Raw genomic sequence first — 15,668 nt, 5'->3', positions numbered from 1 at the left:
GCCCGTGCCGCGGCGGGGCCCGAGAGCCCGGCGGCGGCCTGCGGCTCGTGGCCCTGCGGCCCGGGCACGTACCCCATGGCCGGCCCGCCGCCCGCGAGGGCACCCGCGCCCCGCTCCAGCCGGTCGAGCCGGGCCCGCACCGACTGCTCGTCGTCGAAGGCTGCGGGCAGCAGCACCCGCGCGCAGATCAGCTCCAGCTGCAGCCGGGGGGAGGTGGCGCCGCGCATCTCGGTCAGCCCCTGGTTGACCAGGTCGGCGGCGCGGCTGAGCTCGCCCGCGCCGAAGACCGAGGCCTGGGCCTGCATCCGCTCCAGGACGTCCGCGGGGGCGTCGATCAGCCCCTTCTCCGCCGCATCCGGCACCGCGGCGAGGATCACGAGATCGCGCAGCCGCTCCAGCAGGTCGGCGACGAAGCGCCGCGGGTCGTTGCCGCCCTCGACGACGCGGTCGACGACCTCGAAGGCCGCGGCGCCGTCGCCCGCGGCGAACGCGTCCACGACGGCGTCGAGCAGCGAGCCGTCCGTGTACCCCAGGAGGGACGTCGCCATGGCGTACGTCACACCGTCCTCGGCGGCACCGGCCAGCAGCTGGTCCATGACGGACATCGAGTCACGCACGGATCCCGCGCCGGCCCGCACGACCAGCGGCAGCACGCCGTCCTCGACGGGGATGGCCTCGCGCCCGCACACCTCGGACAGGTACTCGCGCAGCGTGCCGGGCGGGACGAGCCGGAACGGGTAGTGGTGCGTACGCGACCGGATCGTGCCGATGACCTTCTCGGGCTCGGTCGTCGCAAAGATGAACTTCAGGTGCTCCGGCGGCTCCTCGACCACCTTCAGCAGGGCGTTGAAGCCCGCCGAGGTGACCATGTGCGCCTCGTCGATGATGTAGATCTTGTACCGGCTGGCGGCGGGCCCGAAGAAGGCCTTCTCGCGCAGCTCACGGGCGTCGTCCACGCCACCGTGCGAGGCGGCGTCGATCTCGATGACGTCGATCGAACCGCGCCCGTTGCGCGCGAGGTCGATGCAGGACTGGCACTCGCCGCAGGGCGTGGGCGTCGGCCCCTGCTCGCAGTTCAGGCAGCGCGCGAGGATGCGCGCACTCGTCGTCTTGCCGCAGCCGCGCGGGCCGCTGAACAGGTACGCGTGATTGACCCGGTTGTTCCGCAGGGCCTGCTGCAACGGCGTGGTGACATGCTCCTGCCCGATGACCTCGGCGAAGGACTCGGGACGGTAGCGGCGGTAGAGCGCGAGGGACGACACACCTACGACGATATCGGGCCCCACTGACAAGTGGTCTCCCTCACAGATTCCCGGCCCCCGGCCCCCTCGCCGCACCCCGGAAACACAAGGGCCCCCCACGCACCCGCCAGAGCCCACTTACCCTTGCTGCCTTCCGGCCCTGGGGGAGTTCGGTGAGATAGCGCCACGTGAGGGGCTTGCCCCCACCCTAGCGGATCCCAGGGGGTGCGGAACCACCCCCGGTGCCCGAAGATCGCCCCCTCGGGGAACGGGTTCGCGAGCACTGCTCTGAGTCTTGTATTGTTTGCCGCGGAGGATTCGCCTAGAGGCCTAGGGCGCACGCTTGGAAAGCGTGTTGGGGGCAACCCCTCACGAGTTCGAATCTCGTATCCTCCGCCAGTGCCTCACCGGGCACGATGTCGAAGGGCCCCACCGTTCGCGGTGGGGCCCTTCGACGTTCTCCGTCTCAGTTTCCGTCTCGTTTGCTCTCGGCGCGGCTTCCTGCTGTCTCGCTTCCGGCGCTCTGGGACGGTCCCCACAGGAGGCCGCCGACCTTGTCGGCGGTGTCTCTCAGTACACGTCCTGTGAGGTGCTGGTACCGGCGACGCATCCGCGCAGACTGGCCCGGCTCCCAGCCCATGAGGGCGTCGACCACAACATCAGGCACACCGAGGATCAGCAGGACGGTCCCGGCGGTGTGACGGGCATCATGCAGCCGCCCGTCCCGCACGCCCGCCGCCTGCAATAAGTCCTTCCACTGGTGGTAGTCGGTGTTCGGATTCAGGGGCTCGCCCGTGGGCGACGTGAACACGTACCCCTTGTCGGCCCACAGCTGCCGCGCAGTCTCCCGTTCACGCTCCTGGGCTTCCTTGTGGAGCTGGAGGAGCTTCACCAGTTCCTCGGGGAGTCCGATCGCCCGCTTGCCCGCTCTCGACTTGGTCGGCTTGGTCTCCCGCCGCACGCTCACGCGCTGGGGGCAGTAGCCGGCCTTCCTGCCACACATGCCCCCGCAACCGTGCTCGTAGCGGGGACGCAGTCGACCGCGCTTCACCTGGATCACTCCGCTGCCCAGGTCAACGTCGGCCCACTGCAGGCCGAGCACTTCTCCTTGCCGCAGCCCGAGGGCGAGCGCGATGACCCAGCGGGCCGCGTTGCGCTGCTTCTGGGCTTCCTGCAGGAGCCGTTGCACCTCCTCGACCGTGTACGGCTCGACTTCCTCCTCTTCGATCTTGGGAGCCTTGGCGATGGATGCCGGGTTGGAGGTGGTGTGCTTCCGGCGTACAGCCTCGTTGAGCGCGGTACGGATTGTGCGGTGTGCCTGGTGGGCCGTACCGGCCGAGCTCCCGTTCTTCCGCATCTTCTTGTAGAAGCGCTCCAGGTGCTCCGGCTCCAGGCGCTCCAGGCGGTGAGCACCGAGTCCGGGGATCAGGTGGTGGTAGACCGCGACTCGATAGCCGTCGATGGTGTTCTCACCGACGCTCGGGGCCGCGATGTTCTCGACCCAGTGCGTCAGCCACTTCTTGACCGTCCATCGTTGACCAGCCTTGGGCACGGCACCGTCGTCACGCTTCTTTTCCAGCTGCCGCACGGCCTTGATGGCTTCGGCCTCGGTCTTCCGCTCGACATGCCTGCGGTCGGGGCTGCCGTCGTCCCGGACGCCGACGGTGACCCTGCCGTGCCACTTGCCGTCCTTGCCCAAGTAGATCGACGACGCACCGTTCGGGCGTCGGGTGCGCTTCCTCGGTTCCTCTGCCACGGCTCCCCCTCAGGCCACGCGCGGGGCATCGTCGCCACGCTGGATCCGGGCTACGTACTCGCTCAACGCCTCTACCGGAACGCGGCGCAGGCGGCCGATGGTGACCGACCGGACTGCACCAGATGAGACCAGTGCGAACATCCTGGTGCGTCCGATGCGGAGGCGACGCGCGGCCTCCTCCACGGTGAGCACGATGAGCTCCTGGTCGTCGTGCCGCTCGGTCACTGGTCCCCCTTCAGGGTTGTCCGGTCGCAGGTGGGGTGCATGGTGTACCCGGCGTCGTTGAGGGCACTGGAGAGCGGGCCACGGCAGATGTCACAGAGAGTGATAGCTGGCCAGACAGGACCGGAGAGGAGCCGCATTGCAGCGTCCCCAGCGTTCCCAGCGTCCTCCTGGGCCTGTGAGCTGGGCTGATGCGGGGACGCTGGCGCGGGCCTCAGCGTCCCCGTAGCGTCCCCCAGCGTCCCCGCGGCGCCGGAGGGGGCCGCTGGGGCCTCTGTAGCGTCCCCGCGTTCCTGCTGGTCAGAGAGGGGCGGGGACGCTGGGAACGCTGGGGACGCTGTTTCGCACCTTCTCTCCGGTGTGGCCGTGATCCGGTAGAGCCGCTGTTTCTTGGGCCTCGGTCCTCGCTGTGAGTCATCGACCTCGATGCCGATCGTGCGCAGCGCTGGGGCGAGGCGCTTGAGCTGTCCGCCGGCGCGGGTGGCGTCCTTGGGCCAGCGGCGCGGCAGCTTCTCCGGTGTCTCGACGGTCTCCAGGATCTGTCCGGCCGTCAGGGTCAGGCCGTTCGGGCCGGAGGCGTCGACAAGCTGGACGACGGCCTGGGCAAACGGCTCGCCTTCCAGCACATCGGCTACCGCGTCGCGGGCAGTGGCCTTGTACGACTCCAGCGTGCTCCAGCCGGTCACCGTGTCCACGGCTGCGAGCACGCGAGCGAAGTCGGCCATGCGTGGACGCTCGTCGAGCTGCACCGCGGGCAGTTCCTTCAGTACCCGCGCCAGGAGATCGAAGAGGCTGGCCAGGATCGCCGCGTGCGCGTCCTCGTACGCGGCGTCCAGTTCGGCTTCCTCCCGCCGCTTGTGGTCGGGGATCAGGCGCAGCTCGATGGTGAGCATCCGTTCGGCCAAGTCACCGTTGAGAGCACCCACATCGATCGTGGTCATCGCCAGGACGCGGCGGAACTCGAGGACCACCACGTCGTCGTCGGAGTACAGGGCCCGGTCGACTACTCCGTCCCCGGTCACTGCCCGGCACAGCGCATCGGAGAGCCAGTCGGGAATCAAGCTGATGTTGTCGATGCACAGCGCCCAGGAGTTGAACGCTTGCACCGACCACGACTTGATGTCCCGCGGCGCGGTGCGTTTGGGTGCTCCGGACGGGTCGATGATGCCGATCACCATCGCTGCGCCCTTCGACTTGCCGGTGCCCTGCTCCCCGCGGAAGGTCAGGATCGGGTGGGGCAGGTCCGGGATGAACGCTGCGACCATCCACGCCACCAGGAGGTGAAAGCCCTCCTCGGTGGTGTTCAGCAGGGAGCGCAGTGCCGCCAGGCCATCGCCGTCGTGCCACGGCTCGGGCAACGGCTTCATGGCCCCGGACCGGCGGAAGGCCACCGGGGAGGAAGGCCGGCGCTGCCAGCCGTCCGGGCCGATGTCGACGCAGCGGCCGTCGCTGGTTCCCAAGTCCACGATGATGCGCCCGTCATGACGAGCCAGGCGCAGGAACGGGGTACGTGGCTCGGCCTTCGCCGCCAGGGCCTCCAGGACCGTCATCGCGTCCGCGAGCGGGCCTTGCGAGGGCACCTTGCCGTCGTAGGCATCGGTGTAGAGACGGGCCAGATGCGAGCGCAGTCCGGCCTTCCCACGCAGCGGCTGCGCGATGTTCGGCCCGTCAACAGGGACGCCGTAGGGGCGCCCGTCGGCGGAGACGAACAGCTCGTACCGCTCCCGTGCCAGGGCCACCAGTTGGGATGCCTGGGACGGGCCCTTCTGATCCGGGTCGACGCCGTTCGCCGCCAGGATCTGCCGTGCCAAGTGGTGGGTGCTGCCGTTCATCGGCCGCTCCGAGCCGGACGGGAGCCGACGGCACGCCTGCTGGGGGCACTCCCCCGGCGGCGTCGGCGGGGCTGCGCTTCGGGCTCGAAGTGCTTCTGGATCTGGTTGAGATGCTTGGTGACAGCCGCCCATACGGCAGGCTGCCGCTCGTCGGGAAGCTTGCTGATGGTGGCACGCAGGTGTTCCCAGGACACCGCGCATCGCGCGGCAGGGTTAGAGGCCGCGGCGGCCTGCTGCGCCCAGTAGGCCGCCTGCCGCTGAGCACGGGTGATCTGTCGGTCGGGCATGGTGAGGAGACTCCTCGGAAGCGCTCGGGAAGGGTGGCGCGGAAGGGCTGCCGGAAGGGTCACGAGCAGTACCGCGCAGGGGTGTTGGAAGGGCTGCCGCGCCGGGTTACCGGTAGGGCTACCGGCGTGGCAGCAACGAGGGGGAACGGAAGGGGGCTACCCGCGACTGCTGATCGCTGCGGGTAGTGGTGCCGCTGTCCCACCGCGCAGCGAGACCATGGCAGCAGTGAGCTGCTGCACCACCGACTCCAGAGCCGTCACCTGGGCGCGCAGCCCGTCGGACTCCGGCCCAGGCCGCGGCTCGGTGAAGCCGAGTTGCTCGGGGGTGGACCGGTAGATGGCGCACAGCAGCACCTGGTAGGCACTGCCCGGACGTGTCTCCCCGTGCTCCCAGCGATGCAGGTACTGGACTACCGATTGCTCTGCAGCCACGTTCCAGCCCCACGCTTGGGCCGTCAGCAGCAATGCGCGGGCCGCCTTCGTCAGTGAGTAGCCCCGCGCCCGCCGTGCAGCAGCCAGCGGCGAGTCCGCACCGCCCAGTGGACTCATCAGCGGCTCCGGTCCGGCATCCAGACGCTCTGCCGCCTCCAACGCCGCTGCCTCCGGCTCCGCCCCGGTCTCGACGAAGCCGAGCTGCTCAGGCGTGACCCCGTAGATGGCGCAGAGCAGCCGACGATAGGTCTCGCGAGGACGGTTCTCCTCGTGCTCCCATCGGCGCAAATACCCGACCAGCGATTGCTCAGCGGCGATGGTCCAGCCCCACTGCTCCGCCAGGAGCGCCATGGCCCGTGCCGCGTTCTTGATCGAGAGTCCGCGAGCCCGGCGTGCCGCCGCCAGCGGCGAGTCCGCACCGCCCAGCGGCAGCGCGGCGGACGCCTGCGAACTGGTCTGTCCCTTTTCCGGAGCGAGCGTCGTCATCACGACACCTCCCCGTCCAGCACCAGGTCAGCACCGAGGAGACGGGCGAACTCCCGCAGCGCCGCCCGCGAGATACGAATCGTTCCGCGCCCCGTACCGACACGGAACGACCGCAGTCGGCCGCTCCCCACCTCCCGGTACACCGTGGACGGATGAACCCCCAGAAGCCGCGCGACGTCGCCCACGCGTAGCGGCTGGTCGGGCAATGTCAGCTGAGGAGCAGGGGAGATACCCTGGTTTTGCATCGTCGGACCCCCAAAGTCTCGATGCTCCGGCCCCGGCGGGCACCACCCCGCCGGGGTCTTTCTGTATGCCGCCGTGGCGCGCAGCCTGCAGCGACAACCGCAGATCTCTCAGGATCTGCAGCTTCTGCACTTATTTATAGAAGTAGCCTGAGCGGCCGTCAACACCGCTGCACGGCCGAGGACTTAACGTGCAGGTAGGTCGTAGTCCAGGCGATAGAGATCGGCTGCGAGCACCGTGTCGCAGACCTCAACAGGCTTGTCATCAGCAGCAAATGCGGTCCGGACAAGCGTCAGGACCGGAGTGCCGGAAGCAAGCTGCAGCGCCTTGACCTCCTCAGGCGACGGCATCCGCGCCCCGACCTCCTCCTTGAACCGCTCCAAGCGGTAGCCCTGCTCTTCCAGGCGTGCGTAGATCCCGCCCGGACCAGGGTTGGGCTCAACCATGGCCGTCCCCTTGGCCAACGCCCACGGAATGTACGAGGTGGCCATCTCCGTCGGGTGCCCGTTGCTCAGGTACCGTCGGCGGCGAACGAGCACCTTCGCCCCGCGGCGCAAGTTGAGGAGCCCTGCGATCTCTTCAGGCGCGTCACTGGGGCCCACGAAGTAGACCTCGACCTCGGGCCGTACCCCTGACGCCTCCGACTCGGCGAGGTAAGCGGCCTTGCCTTCGTCACGGTGCCTCCGCAGAAAGCGGTCCGAGGCAAGTCGACGAATCCGCGGACGCTCCCGGACGAAGACCCCCCGCCCCTGCTGCGAGTGAACGAGACCTTCGCTCTTGAGCAGATTCAGCGCCTGCCGGATCGTCCCCTGAGACACCTCGAACTGCGCGATCAGCTCTGCCTCGCTCGGCAGACGAAGGCCAGGCTGGAACTCGCCTGCCTTGATGGCGGCCCGCAGCTGGTCAGCGATCTGCTTGTACGCGGGACGGTCGCTCGCCGGATCCAGGGAGTGCAGCATGGGCGTAGTAGCTCCTAGGGTTGTCCAGTCGTCTGCAAGAGTACGAGGAGATCCTGATGCCCCAAGCCGCACCGCGTCACTCCGTGAGCGTCGCCGGCGCCGTCGTCCGCGAGGACGGTCGAGTACTGGCTATCCAGCGGGCGGACAACGGGCGCTGGGAACCACCGGGCGGAGTGCTCGAAATCGGTGAAACGGTCGAGGCTGGCCTGCGCCGCGAAATCCTCGAGGAGACGGGCTTGGTCGTAGAGCCGGAAGCTCTGACGGGTGTCTACAAGAACATGCGCGCCGGAGTCGTCGCGCTCTTCTTCCGTTGCCAGGTCACTGGCGGGGCGGCGACGGTGACCAACGAGACCCAGGCGTTCCGCTGGCTCGACCCGAGCGAGATCAAGGGGTACATGAACGAGGCGTACGCGGTCAGAGTGCTCGATGCACTCGACGCCGCAGGCCCGCACGTTCGGTCCCACGACGGGACCCAGCTCCTCCCATAGGGGCCGTCCCCACACCCCCGCAGCAACCGCTGCGCTACTGGAACTTCCCTTTTAAGGGAAGTCACGAAGTGTGACCGTTGCTGGGCCTGACGCGTCAGACGCGTCAGAAACCCGTCTGACGCTCGGCGGCCCCATTGCACGGGTCACACGCTCGCGCGTACGCGCGCGAGGCGTCTGACACCTACCTGACGCCTGATCTTGAGCAAGCCTGACGGCTCTGACGCCTCAGCCTTCGCCACGCTGCGTGATAGGCGACGGGAGCAGAACGCTGTTCCCCGACGCACCCCGGCGTGCCCGGCCGTCTCAGTTTCCGTCTCGTTCATCAGCGTCCAGCAGGGTTCAGCGAGACGCACAGCCGACCTCAAACGCGAGGCCATCCCGTATTCGAACTAACCCGAACACCGCTGCGCAGACTTGGAAAGCGTGTTGGGGGCAACCCCTCACGAGTTCGAATCTCGTATCCTCCGCCAGTGCCTCACCGGGCACTTGAAGACCCCGACCGGGAAACCGGCCGGGGTCTTCTGCGTTCCGTGGTTGCAGTTTTGGTTGCAGTTGACCGACTCGGAACAGCGGAAGGGGTCCTACTGACGTCAGTAGGACCCCTTCGACGCAGCCTGCCACTACCTACGCGGGCCGCCCGCCGATCGTCAGCGGCTCCACCTGTCCCAGATCCACGTGACCGTCGTCACGACCACGGCGCCGAGCATCCGCTCCACCTCGTTGCCGATGCCGGCGCTGTACCCGGCGCCATACCCGACGGCGATCGCGGCGACGATGATGTCGTACCTCGGCGGACGCTCACCTTCGGACTGGGCACTCTGCATACTGGACACAGTTCTCCTCTGTAGAAGGGGTAGGACCCTCCGCCGGGACCCGTGGCTCCGTGGAAAGTGACGCGGGTACCGGCGGAAGCTTGTGAGTTAGGGCGCCTCGCTGCCCTCGGCCGGGAGTTGCATCGCGTCCTCGTCCCCGACCTCGTCGCTGACGAGTTCGCCCAGCTTGACCATCAGGTCGTGGCGCTGATCCTCCGACAGGCCACGGTAGGCACGCCATGCAAGCTCGGCACGGGAGCTGGGGCGTCGCCCCATGGCCATCCAGGCGAGCAGGAGGGACCGCTCCCTGGGGGACAGCCCCTCCAGCCGAGCCCAGACGGCATCTGGGTTGGGCGGCGAGGCAACTTGCAGGAACGGTTCCATGCGGATCGCTCGATGAGCCACCTCGATCGCCTTGGGCCGTAGCTGCAGCTCTGCCCGGACTACTGGATCCCAGATCTCTTTGCCCGCCCGAACGAAGAGCAGTTCGCTCGGCTGCAAGGTCACCCGCGTGCGGTGCGTCTCGATCACCCAGTCGTCTTCACGCAGATCCCTCATCCGCCGATCCGCCTGCGCGGATCCCGGCAGCGCCTCCTTCAGCTGGCTCATAGTGAAGGTGTTCCCCTCGCCCACCTCAGCGAGAAGCCACAGGGCCACCCGGACCTTCGTGCCCAGTTTCTGGTCATGCCAGTCAGGGCGCGGGGCAACCTCACTTCCCACCACAGGCGTACACCTCCTCCCAGCAGCACCTCGGCACCGCCGGACGTTGAACCAACGCGATCACCCAATCACATCGCGGCAGGATTAGGCAAGAATCGGCAGGATTCGGCAAGGTCCGGCACCCCTCCCCTTCCTGGGAACGCCGAAGGGCCTCGATCAAGTGAATGATCGAGGCCCTTCGGGTGGGCTACACGGCTTCGCCCCACAGGAGTCCGCCGATCTTGCCTGCGGTGTCCTGGAGGACGCGTCCAGTCAGGTGCTGGTAGCGGCGGCACATACGGGCGGATTTGCCGGGTTCCCAGCCCATGATGGCGTCGACGACCGCGTCGGGAACGCCAAGGATCAGCAGGACCGTGGCAGCCGTGTGCCGGGCATCGTGCAGTCGGGCGTCTCGGACCCCGGCAGCCTTCAGCAGGTCCTTCCACTTGTGGTAGTCGGTGTTGGGGTTGAGCGGCTCGCCGGTGGGCGAGGTGAAGACATAGCCCTTCTCCACCCACAGGTCACGCGCAAGCGGCGTTCGCGGCCACTCCACCGCAGACCAGTTCCCGGCAGGGACATCATGATGAGATGAGCACCGCCCTGTCGTCAGCGTTGTGGCACGTCACGTGCTACCTCGTCGGCAGACAGAAGCGAAGCCTCGTCCGTTGCCCGCTCCAGCAAGGTTCCCGAATGACGCAGAGCACAACCGCCCGAGTTGGACGCTTCCACCAGGGCCGCTTATTCGAAGGACGACCCGAAGCCCTGGATGCCTGGCGTGTCACCACCGACGATGCCGATGTTGCCGCGCGCATCGCCGGCCTCCTGGATGGCGAACCTCAAACGAACGGAAGAGAAGGCGGCCTTGCCTACGAAGTTCTGACGAGCCGCGACAGCGTGCGCGTCACCATGGACGGGCCTGACGCGGTGGCTGCCCATATGGTCCTCTGGAGCAACAAGGGGATCATCCACCAGTGTGACGGCTCGCGGTTCCTGTCACCGGAAGAGAAGAAGGGCCAGCCCTGCGGATGCCCTCCGCTGCTTCAGGACAAGAAACTGGCAGCCAGAGACGGCCGTGGCCCGACGCCCGTCATCGATCTCACCTTCCGGATCGCAGCGGCACCCATGCTTGGCGAGTTCCACTTCATGACGAGCTCGTGGCAACTGGCCGCGCAGCTCTCCGACCTGACAGACGCGTTGGAACGTGTCGACGGCCCGGCCGTCTGCGACCTCACCATGGAACTGGTCGTCTTCACGACCAAGGCAGGCAGAGGTGTCTGCTATCGAAAGCCGGTGGTCACGGTGCTCGGCAGCCCCGACACCGTTGCACCGGAAACCCCGCCGGCGGCTGAACCCCCACTTGCTCCGGCACCCTCCGCACCCCGCCGCAAGACCAAGCAGGCCCCGAAGCCCGCCACCCCGACTGCGTCCAAGCCGACCTGCTCCGTCGCAGTGGATACCGCTCTGCTCCACCGTGCCGCCCAAGTGCTGGGCACCAGCGACCACCAGGAAACCGTCATCGCCGCCCTGTCCGCAGTAGTGGCCGACCGACAGCAGACCGCGCAGCTTGCCCGGCTGCGCGACCACGTCGGACGCATCGCCGACATCGCGGAGCAAGCGCTCCAAGGCGAGGACTCCTCACTCACCCGACCGGTTCCGACCGCCTCGCAGTGATCACCAGAAGCCGGGCAGGTTGGTCTCCTTTCCGGTCTCGTTCGCCTCCGTCCGAGGCTGTCCGGACAGGCCCGCCCCGAACACTCCGCCGCAGGTCAGGACACCTACGGCCCCCGCCGAACCCCCGGACGAACATGTGGAATGCGTGTTGGGGGCAACCCCTCCGAGTTCGAATCCCGTACCCTCCGCAGCCGCTTGAACAGGCGAAACGAAGGGCCGAGCCGCGATTGCGACTCGGCCCTTCGGCATGCGCTGGTTGCACTTCCGATTGCATTTAGATGCTTCCATTCGGGACATTTCAACGCCTCTATGAGCGACACTACCCGCGAGATGCCGACGACCATGGGGAATTTTCCTACTTACGACGTCGACGGCGAAAGCGAATGCGCCATGCTGGGCCCCTGTGCCGGAGCGGCTCCGGTGCTGTTGCGGCCCGGCCTGACGAGGTGCACCCCCCATGAAGTCCCGATCGGCACTCGGAACCTGGCTGGGCCGTCTCGACGCCCCGCGCCTGGCGCGCGTACTCGCGACACGGAACGACGCGGCGTCACCCCCAGAGCCGCGCACGGTGGGGGAACTGGCGGACCGCCTCCAGCGCCCGGGGTCAGTGGCTCTCGCCCTGCCACGGCTCACGCTGCCGTGCCTGCAGGCAGCCGAGGCGCTGGCGGCACTGGGAGGACCAGCGACGCCGGACGCCCTGGCGAAGCTGCTGGGAGCGACAGGCGGCGAAGCCGCCCGCGGACTGGACGCCGTGCTGGAGACACTGGCCGATCACGCGCTGGTCTGGCCGGACGGTAACGGGACACTCCGCATGGCCGCATCCTTGCGGCAGGCGTGGGACGCCCCTCTGGGGTTGGACACTCCCCTGGAGAAGCTGCTGGCGGGCGCTTCCTCGGACGAGCTGCGCGGCATGCTGGTGACGCTGGGCATCAAGCCGCCCGGCACCAAGCAGCAGCGACTGGCCGCCTTGGTGGAACACCACAGCGACCCGGAAGCCATCGCCAGAGTGGTGGCACGAGCACCCGCGATCACGCAGAAGCTGCTGGCCTGCCGAGCGGGGTCTGCGCCGAGGCAGCCGCAGGTCATCACGTTCGGTACCCCTGACCCCGTCCTCGAACCGGGGGCACGGTGGGCACTCGACCGGGGGCTCCTGATCCAGGACCGCCACGGGTACGGTCCTGTGCGCATGCCCGTCGAAGTCGCGCTGGCGTTGCGCGGGCCCGGCTGGCAGGCCCCCTTCGACCCGCTTCCGCCCCCTGCTCAGCTGGTGTCCGTCACCTCCGCCGAGGTGGAGCGGGAGGCCGCTGCAGCGGCCACGGCGTTCGCCGCCCATGCCGCCTCGGTCCTCTCGGCCTGCTCCTCGACTCCGCCGGCCAGACTCAAGTCCGGTGGGATCGGCGCACGCGAGCTGGCCCGGATCAGCAAGGCCGCCCAGGCCGACGATGCCGTGGTCCGCATCACCCTGGAGACCGCGTACACGGCCGGGCTGCTGGCCCGGGACGGCGATCGCGTGGCGCCGACCAAGGCATACGACGTCTGGGCGGAACAGGAGCCCGCGGAGCGGCTTGCCATGCTGCTCCAGGCATGGCGCAACCTGCCGCTCACCCCCACCCAGGCGCGCGACGAGGACAACAAGGTGCTCCCCGCCCTCGCGGGGGCACCGCCCTGTAGCGGCTGCCGCCAGGCCCGGCACGGGCTGTTTGCCGCAGCGGCGCAGCTCCCGGCCGGCCAGGGTGTGAAGGCCGCCTCCGATCTCGGACCGACGGTGGCCTGGCACCGCCCGCTCGCCGACACCTTGCCCATGGACGCCACCCCGTTCGCCGCGGTGATCCGCGAGGCCGAATTGTTCGGAGTGATCGCCCGAGGCGCCCTGTCGGCTCTCGGCGCCCATCTGCTCGCCGACGACGCACAAGGACTGACTGCCGCCTGCCGACGGCTGCTGCCCCCGGCCACTGGAACGGCCCGAATCGGCGCCGACCTCACCGCCGTCGTCGCCGGCACACCGGCCGCGCGGCTCGCCGTGCTCCTGGATGCCACCGCGGACCGGGAAACCAGTGGCACTGCGTCGGTGTGGCGGTTCAGCTCCGGCAGCATCCGACGGGCCCTGGACGCAGGCCGCGCCCCGGGGGACATCGCAGCCGATCTGGCCGCCATCGCCGCCGGGCCCCTGCCCCAGCCGCTGTCCTATCTCATCGCCGACACCGCGCGCGGCCACGGCCGCGTGCGCATCGCTCCGGCCGCCTGCGTCCTCCATGGCGAGGAGCCGGCGCTCCTCGCCGAGCTCGCCGCCCACCACAAGCTCGCCAAGCTCGGCCTGCGGCAGCTCGCGCCGACTGTTCTCGTAAGCCGCAGCTCGCTCGACACGACCCTCGCAGCACTCCGCGCCGAGGGCTACGCCCCTGTCGCCGAGACGGCCGGGGGAACTGTACGCGTCGAGAAGGTCCGGCCCCAGCGGGCGGCCGCTCCCGTTCCGGCCCCCCGGAAGACCGGCGACAAGCGCGGCACCCGAAGCACGGCCATCCGCACGTCGGAGGGCCGGGCCGCCGCCGACATGGATGTCCTGGCCGCCCGACTGCTGGCCGCACCACCGACCGCGCCGGAACCCGACCCGTTCGGCAGTGGGGTCCCCTTCGGAACGGACACCGAGGAGATCGTCGCCGGATACGCGAAGCACCTGTCGTACAGCGATGTCCGTCAGCTCGCCCACGCCATCGACGCCGGCACCGCCATCACGGTCGAGTACGTCGCCACCTCGGGCAGTCGCACCGTCCGCACCCTCAGCAGCCTGGAACTCGACCCGCCCTACCTGGAAGCCTGGTGCCACCTGCGCGAAGCCGAGCGCGTCTTCACCCTCTCCCGGATCCACGGCGTGCTGCCCGCATAGAACCCGGCGATCCGACCAGCACCCGATGTGCCTCGCGCGATATACTTGATCCCATATCCGATATCAGGAGGCGCGCATGAGTCGGACCGTCATCGATCTGGACGACGAGCTGGTCGCGGACGTGGCGAAAGCCCTTGGGACGAGCACCAAGAAGGAGACGGTCAACACCGCCCTGCGCGAGGTGCTGGAGAACCGGCGCCGTGCCCTGGCGCTCACCCGGCTCCGCGCCGCGGCCGACGAGGGCGCTTTCGACCTGGAGCTGTTCGAGAACAAGGGGAACTACCGGCGGTGAACGCGGCGCAGTTCCTGATCGACACCAGCGCGCTCGCACGCTTCCTGCGTGGGGACGCGGAGCAGTACGGCTGGGACCAGGCAGCAGCCGCCGGACTCATCGCCACATGTCCCATCACGGAGTTGGAGTTCTTCTACAGCGCCCGCTCGGCCGCGGACCGGGCGCGCGGTATCGAGGACATGCGGCTGATCTTCGGCTGGGTTCCCGTCGACGACCGCGCCTACGACCGGGCCTGGCAGGTCCAGGAAGCCCTCACCAAGCAGGGGAAGCACCGAAGTGCGGGAGCGGTCGACCTCGTCGTCGCCGCGACGGCTGAGCTGCAGGGGCTCACCCTGCTCCATCGCGACCACGACTTCGAGTGCATCGCCGCAACGACCGGGCAGCCCCTCCAGTGGTACGGCCCGGAGCCCGGCAAGTAATTCGGCAGTGGTTGCAGTTCTGGTTGCATTCGCCTCCGTCCGGGGCCGCCCAGAGGGAGGCAGCCAGACCGCTACTCCGCAGGCCAGGACAGTGATGACCCCTGCCGGCTGCCTGCAGCGGGGCCCTTCGACGTTTCCTCACCCCACACCACCCGCGCCAGCGCAGCACCCGTGACGGACGCACCCAATCCGGCGGTCACGCTGCCGATCACGTTTGCCGCCGCCAAGGACCAGGCCCCGTCCTCGGCCAGCAGCAAGGTCTCGTACGAGAACGTCGAGTACATCGTCAGCGCCCCGCACAGCCCGTCCGTGCCGCTTCTGCACACCCCGGTCGGTCAGGTAGCGGGCCGGCACGCCGACCATGGCGCCGACGATCACGATGAACCAGTTCATGCCGCACGCCCCTTCGTGGCGAAGCGCCGGGGCAGTGCGGTCGTGGTCCGCACCGCGAGCAGGGCGGAGACCGGGGTCAGGACGAGGCAGGCGAGGCCGGTGCCAGCGCGGCCGTGTTCCGTGGCGAAGCCAGCCAGCACACCGGTGCCGAAGAAGGGCCAGGCCAGCCGTTGCGCCGGCCGTGTGCCGCCGCCAGGGCCATGAGCGCGCCGATCAGCACACAGCCGGCCACGTTGACGGCGAACTTCGTCCAGGGGAAGGGCCATATCAGGTCCGCGGCGTGGCGGGCCGCGGCGCCGAGTCCGCCGCCGGCCGAGACCGCGCCCACGACCGGCCACTGATCCTGCTGGCGATTCCGCCGCGACGGGCGGCGCCGATCCTCGCCGGGGCGCTCGGCGTCCGGGACGGCGGCGGGCTTCCGCACCGCCCTGGTCCAAGGGGTACCCAAGCAAGAACGCCTCCTACTCGCTCGATCGCGAGCAGGGACCGTTGGCGGCATCGGGTACGGCGGTTCGGGTACGGCGGTTCGGGTACGGCGGGCCCGCCGTGCGA

16 protein-coding genes, 1 tRNA gene, 1 other RNA gene and 2 pseudogenes are annotated in these 15,668 nt (G+C 69.0%); 6 read left to right on the top strand and 14 right to left on the bottom strand.

The features are described 5' to 3' along the window. Nucleotides 1-1,262: DNA polymerase III subunit gamma and tau (locus tag ACWD4B_RS13395; RefSeq protein ID WP_451420885.1), on the bottom strand; the 1,262-nt coding region annotated here is incomplete at its 3' end. Between the two features lie 84 nt (nucleotides 1,263-1,346). Next, an RNA gene (gene ffs / locus ACWD4B_RS13390) (signal recognition particle sRNA small type) lies at nucleotides 1,347-1,441 on the bottom strand. A gap of 111 nt (nucleotides 1,442-1,552) precedes the next feature. Between ffs and ACWD4B_RS13385 the strand changes: the two genes are divergently transcribed. Beyond that, nucleotides 1,553-1,640 (top strand) — tRNA-Ser (locus ACWD4B_RS13385). A 67-nt stretch (nucleotides 1,641-1,707) separates the two neighbouring features. On the opposite strand, the gene ACWD4B_RS13380 is transcribed toward ACWD4B_RS13385, so the two are convergent. The 7 genes from ACWD4B_RS13380 to ACWD4B_RS13350 all read right to left on the bottom strand — a co-directional run bounded on the left by ACWD4B_RS13380 (nucleotide 1,708) and on the right by ACWD4B_RS13350 (nucleotide 7,458). Next, nucleotides 1,708-2,997, bottom strand: a complete 1,290-nt coding sequence (locus tag ACWD4B_RS13380; protein ID WP_391150055.1) for a tyrosine-type recombinase/integrase — start codon at nucleotides 2,995-2,997, stop codon at nucleotides 1,708-1,710. Nucleotides 2,998-3,006: 9 nt separating this feature from the next. After that, the gene (locus ACWD4B_RS13375) at nucleotides 3,007-3,222 is read right to left on the bottom strand and encodes an excisionase family DNA-binding protein (RefSeq protein WP_391150057.1); all 216 of its coding nucleotides are present in this window, start codon (nucleotides 3,220-3,222) and stop codon (nucleotides 3,007-3,009) included. Further along, entirely contained in the window at nucleotides 3,219-5,051 is a 1,833-nt protein-coding gene (locus ACWD4B_RS13370) for an ATP-binding protein (protein ID WP_391150059.1), read from the bottom strand. Before ACWD4B_RS13370 ends, ACWD4B_RS13375 begins: the two co-directional genes overlap by 4 nt. Beyond that, on the bottom strand, nucleotides 5,048-5,338 hold the full coding sequence (locus ACWD4B_RS13365) for a hypothetical protein (RefSeq protein ID WP_391150060.1): 291 nt from the start codon (nucleotides 5,336-5,338) through the stop codon (nucleotides 5,048-5,050). Before ACWD4B_RS13365 ends, ACWD4B_RS13370 begins: the two co-directional genes overlap by 4 nt. Nucleotides 5,339-5,494: 156 nt before the next feature. Then, entirely contained in the window at nucleotides 5,495-6,259 is a 765-nt protein-coding gene (locus tag ACWD4B_RS13360) for a helix-turn-helix domain-containing protein (RefSeq protein ID WP_451420884.1), read from the bottom strand. Beyond that, nucleotides 6,256-6,501: a helix-turn-helix domain-containing protein gene (locus ACWD4B_RS13355; RefSeq protein WP_391150063.1), complete on the bottom strand. Its 246-nt coding sequence runs from the start codon at nucleotides 6,499-6,501 to the stop codon at nucleotides 6,256-6,258. The genes ACWD4B_RS13360 and ACWD4B_RS13355 overlap by 4 nt, the downstream gene beginning before the upstream one ends. A gap of 183 nt (nucleotides 6,502-6,684) precedes the next feature. Continuing rightward, complete coding sequence (locus ACWD4B_RS13350; protein WP_391150065.1) at nucleotides 6,685-7,458, bottom strand: GntR family transcriptional regulator; 774 nt, start codon at nucleotides 7,456-7,458, stop codon at nucleotides 6,685-6,687. A 56-nt stretch (nucleotides 7,459-7,514) separates the two neighbouring features. On the opposite strand from ACWD4B_RS13350, the gene ACWD4B_RS13345 reads away from it, so the two are divergent. After that, nucleotides 7,515-7,946, top strand: coding sequence for an NUDIX hydrolase (locus ACWD4B_RS13345; RefSeq protein WP_391150067.1), 432 nt, complete (start codon nucleotides 7,515-7,517; stop codon nucleotides 7,944-7,946). A gap of 647 nt (nucleotides 7,947-8,593) precedes the next feature. Here ACWD4B_RS13345 and ACWD4B_RS13340 read toward each other — a convergent pair. The 3 genes and pseudogenes from ACWD4B_RS13340 to ACWD4B_RS13330 all read right to left on the bottom strand — a co-directional run. Next, a complete protein-coding gene (locus tag ACWD4B_RS13340; RefSeq protein WP_451420883.1) occupies nucleotides 8,594-8,779 on the bottom strand; it encodes a hypothetical protein in 186 nt (61 codons plus the stop codon). Between the two features lie 87 nt (nucleotides 8,780-8,866). Beyond that, on the bottom strand, nucleotides 8,867-9,367 hold the full coding sequence (locus ACWD4B_RS13335) for a hypothetical protein (protein ID WP_451420882.1): 501 nt from the start codon (nucleotides 9,365-9,367) through the stop codon (nucleotides 8,867-8,869). Between the two features lie 298 nt (nucleotides 9,368-9,665). Next, nucleotides 9,666-9,986, bottom strand: a pseudogene (locus ACWD4B_RS13330) (tyrosine-type recombinase/integrase); the annotation flags it as partial. 59 nt (nucleotides 9,987-10,045) lie between these two features. Between ACWD4B_RS13330 and ACWD4B_RS13325 the strand changes: the two are divergent. The 4 genes from ACWD4B_RS13325 to ACWD4B_RS13310 all read left to right on the top strand — a co-directional run bounded on the left by ACWD4B_RS13325 (nucleotide 10,046) and on the right by ACWD4B_RS13310 (nucleotide 14,723). Beyond that, on the top strand, nucleotides 10,046-11,128 hold the full coding sequence (locus ACWD4B_RS13325) for a recombination directionality factor (protein ID WP_451420881.1): 1,083 nt from the start codon (nucleotides 10,046-10,048) through the stop codon (nucleotides 11,126-11,128). 457 nt (nucleotides 11,129-11,585) lie between these two features. Further along, a complete protein-coding gene (locus tag ACWD4B_RS13320; protein WP_451420880.1) occupies nucleotides 11,586-14,012 on the top strand; it encodes a helicase-associated domain-containing protein in 2,427 nt (808 codons plus the stop codon). A gap of 76 nt (nucleotides 14,013-14,088) precedes the next feature. After that, nucleotides 14,089-14,304 (top strand): type II toxin-antitoxin system VapB family antitoxin, encoded by a 216-nt coding sequence (locus ACWD4B_RS13315; RefSeq protein WP_361525789.1) that lies wholly within the window; start codon nucleotides 14,089-14,091, stop codon nucleotides 14,302-14,304. Next, nucleotides 14,301-14,723 carry a PIN domain nuclease gene (locus ACWD4B_RS13310; RefSeq protein WP_361525791.1) on the top strand — a complete coding sequence of 141 codons (423 nt, stop codon included), beginning with the start codon at nucleotides 14,301-14,303 and terminating at the stop codon, nucleotides 14,721-14,723. Before ACWD4B_RS13315 ends, ACWD4B_RS13310 begins: the two co-directional genes overlap by 4 nt. A 143-nt stretch (nucleotides 14,724-14,866) precedes the next feature. Here the strand turns inward: ACWD4B_RS13310 and ACWD4B_RS13305 are convergent. Together ACWD4B_RS13305 and ACWD4B_RS13300 are read right to left on the bottom strand one after the other, a co-directional pair. Then, a pseudogene (locus tag ACWD4B_RS13305) lies at nucleotides 14,867-15,116 on the bottom strand (fluoride efflux transporter FluC); the annotation flags it as partial. Nucleotides 15,117-15,192: 76 nt separating this feature from the next. Continuing rightward, nucleotides 15,193-15,564, bottom strand: coding sequence for a FluC/FEX family fluoride channel (locus ACWD4B_RS13300; protein ID WP_451420879.1), 372 nt, complete (start codon nucleotides 15,562-15,564; stop codon nucleotides 15,193-15,195). Between the last annotated feature and the right edge of the window lie 104 nt (nucleotides 15,565-15,668).

This window comes from Streptomyces sp. NPDC002536, from assembly GCF_053594995.1.
This window is presented reverse-complemented; position numbering and strand designations above follow the sequence as displayed.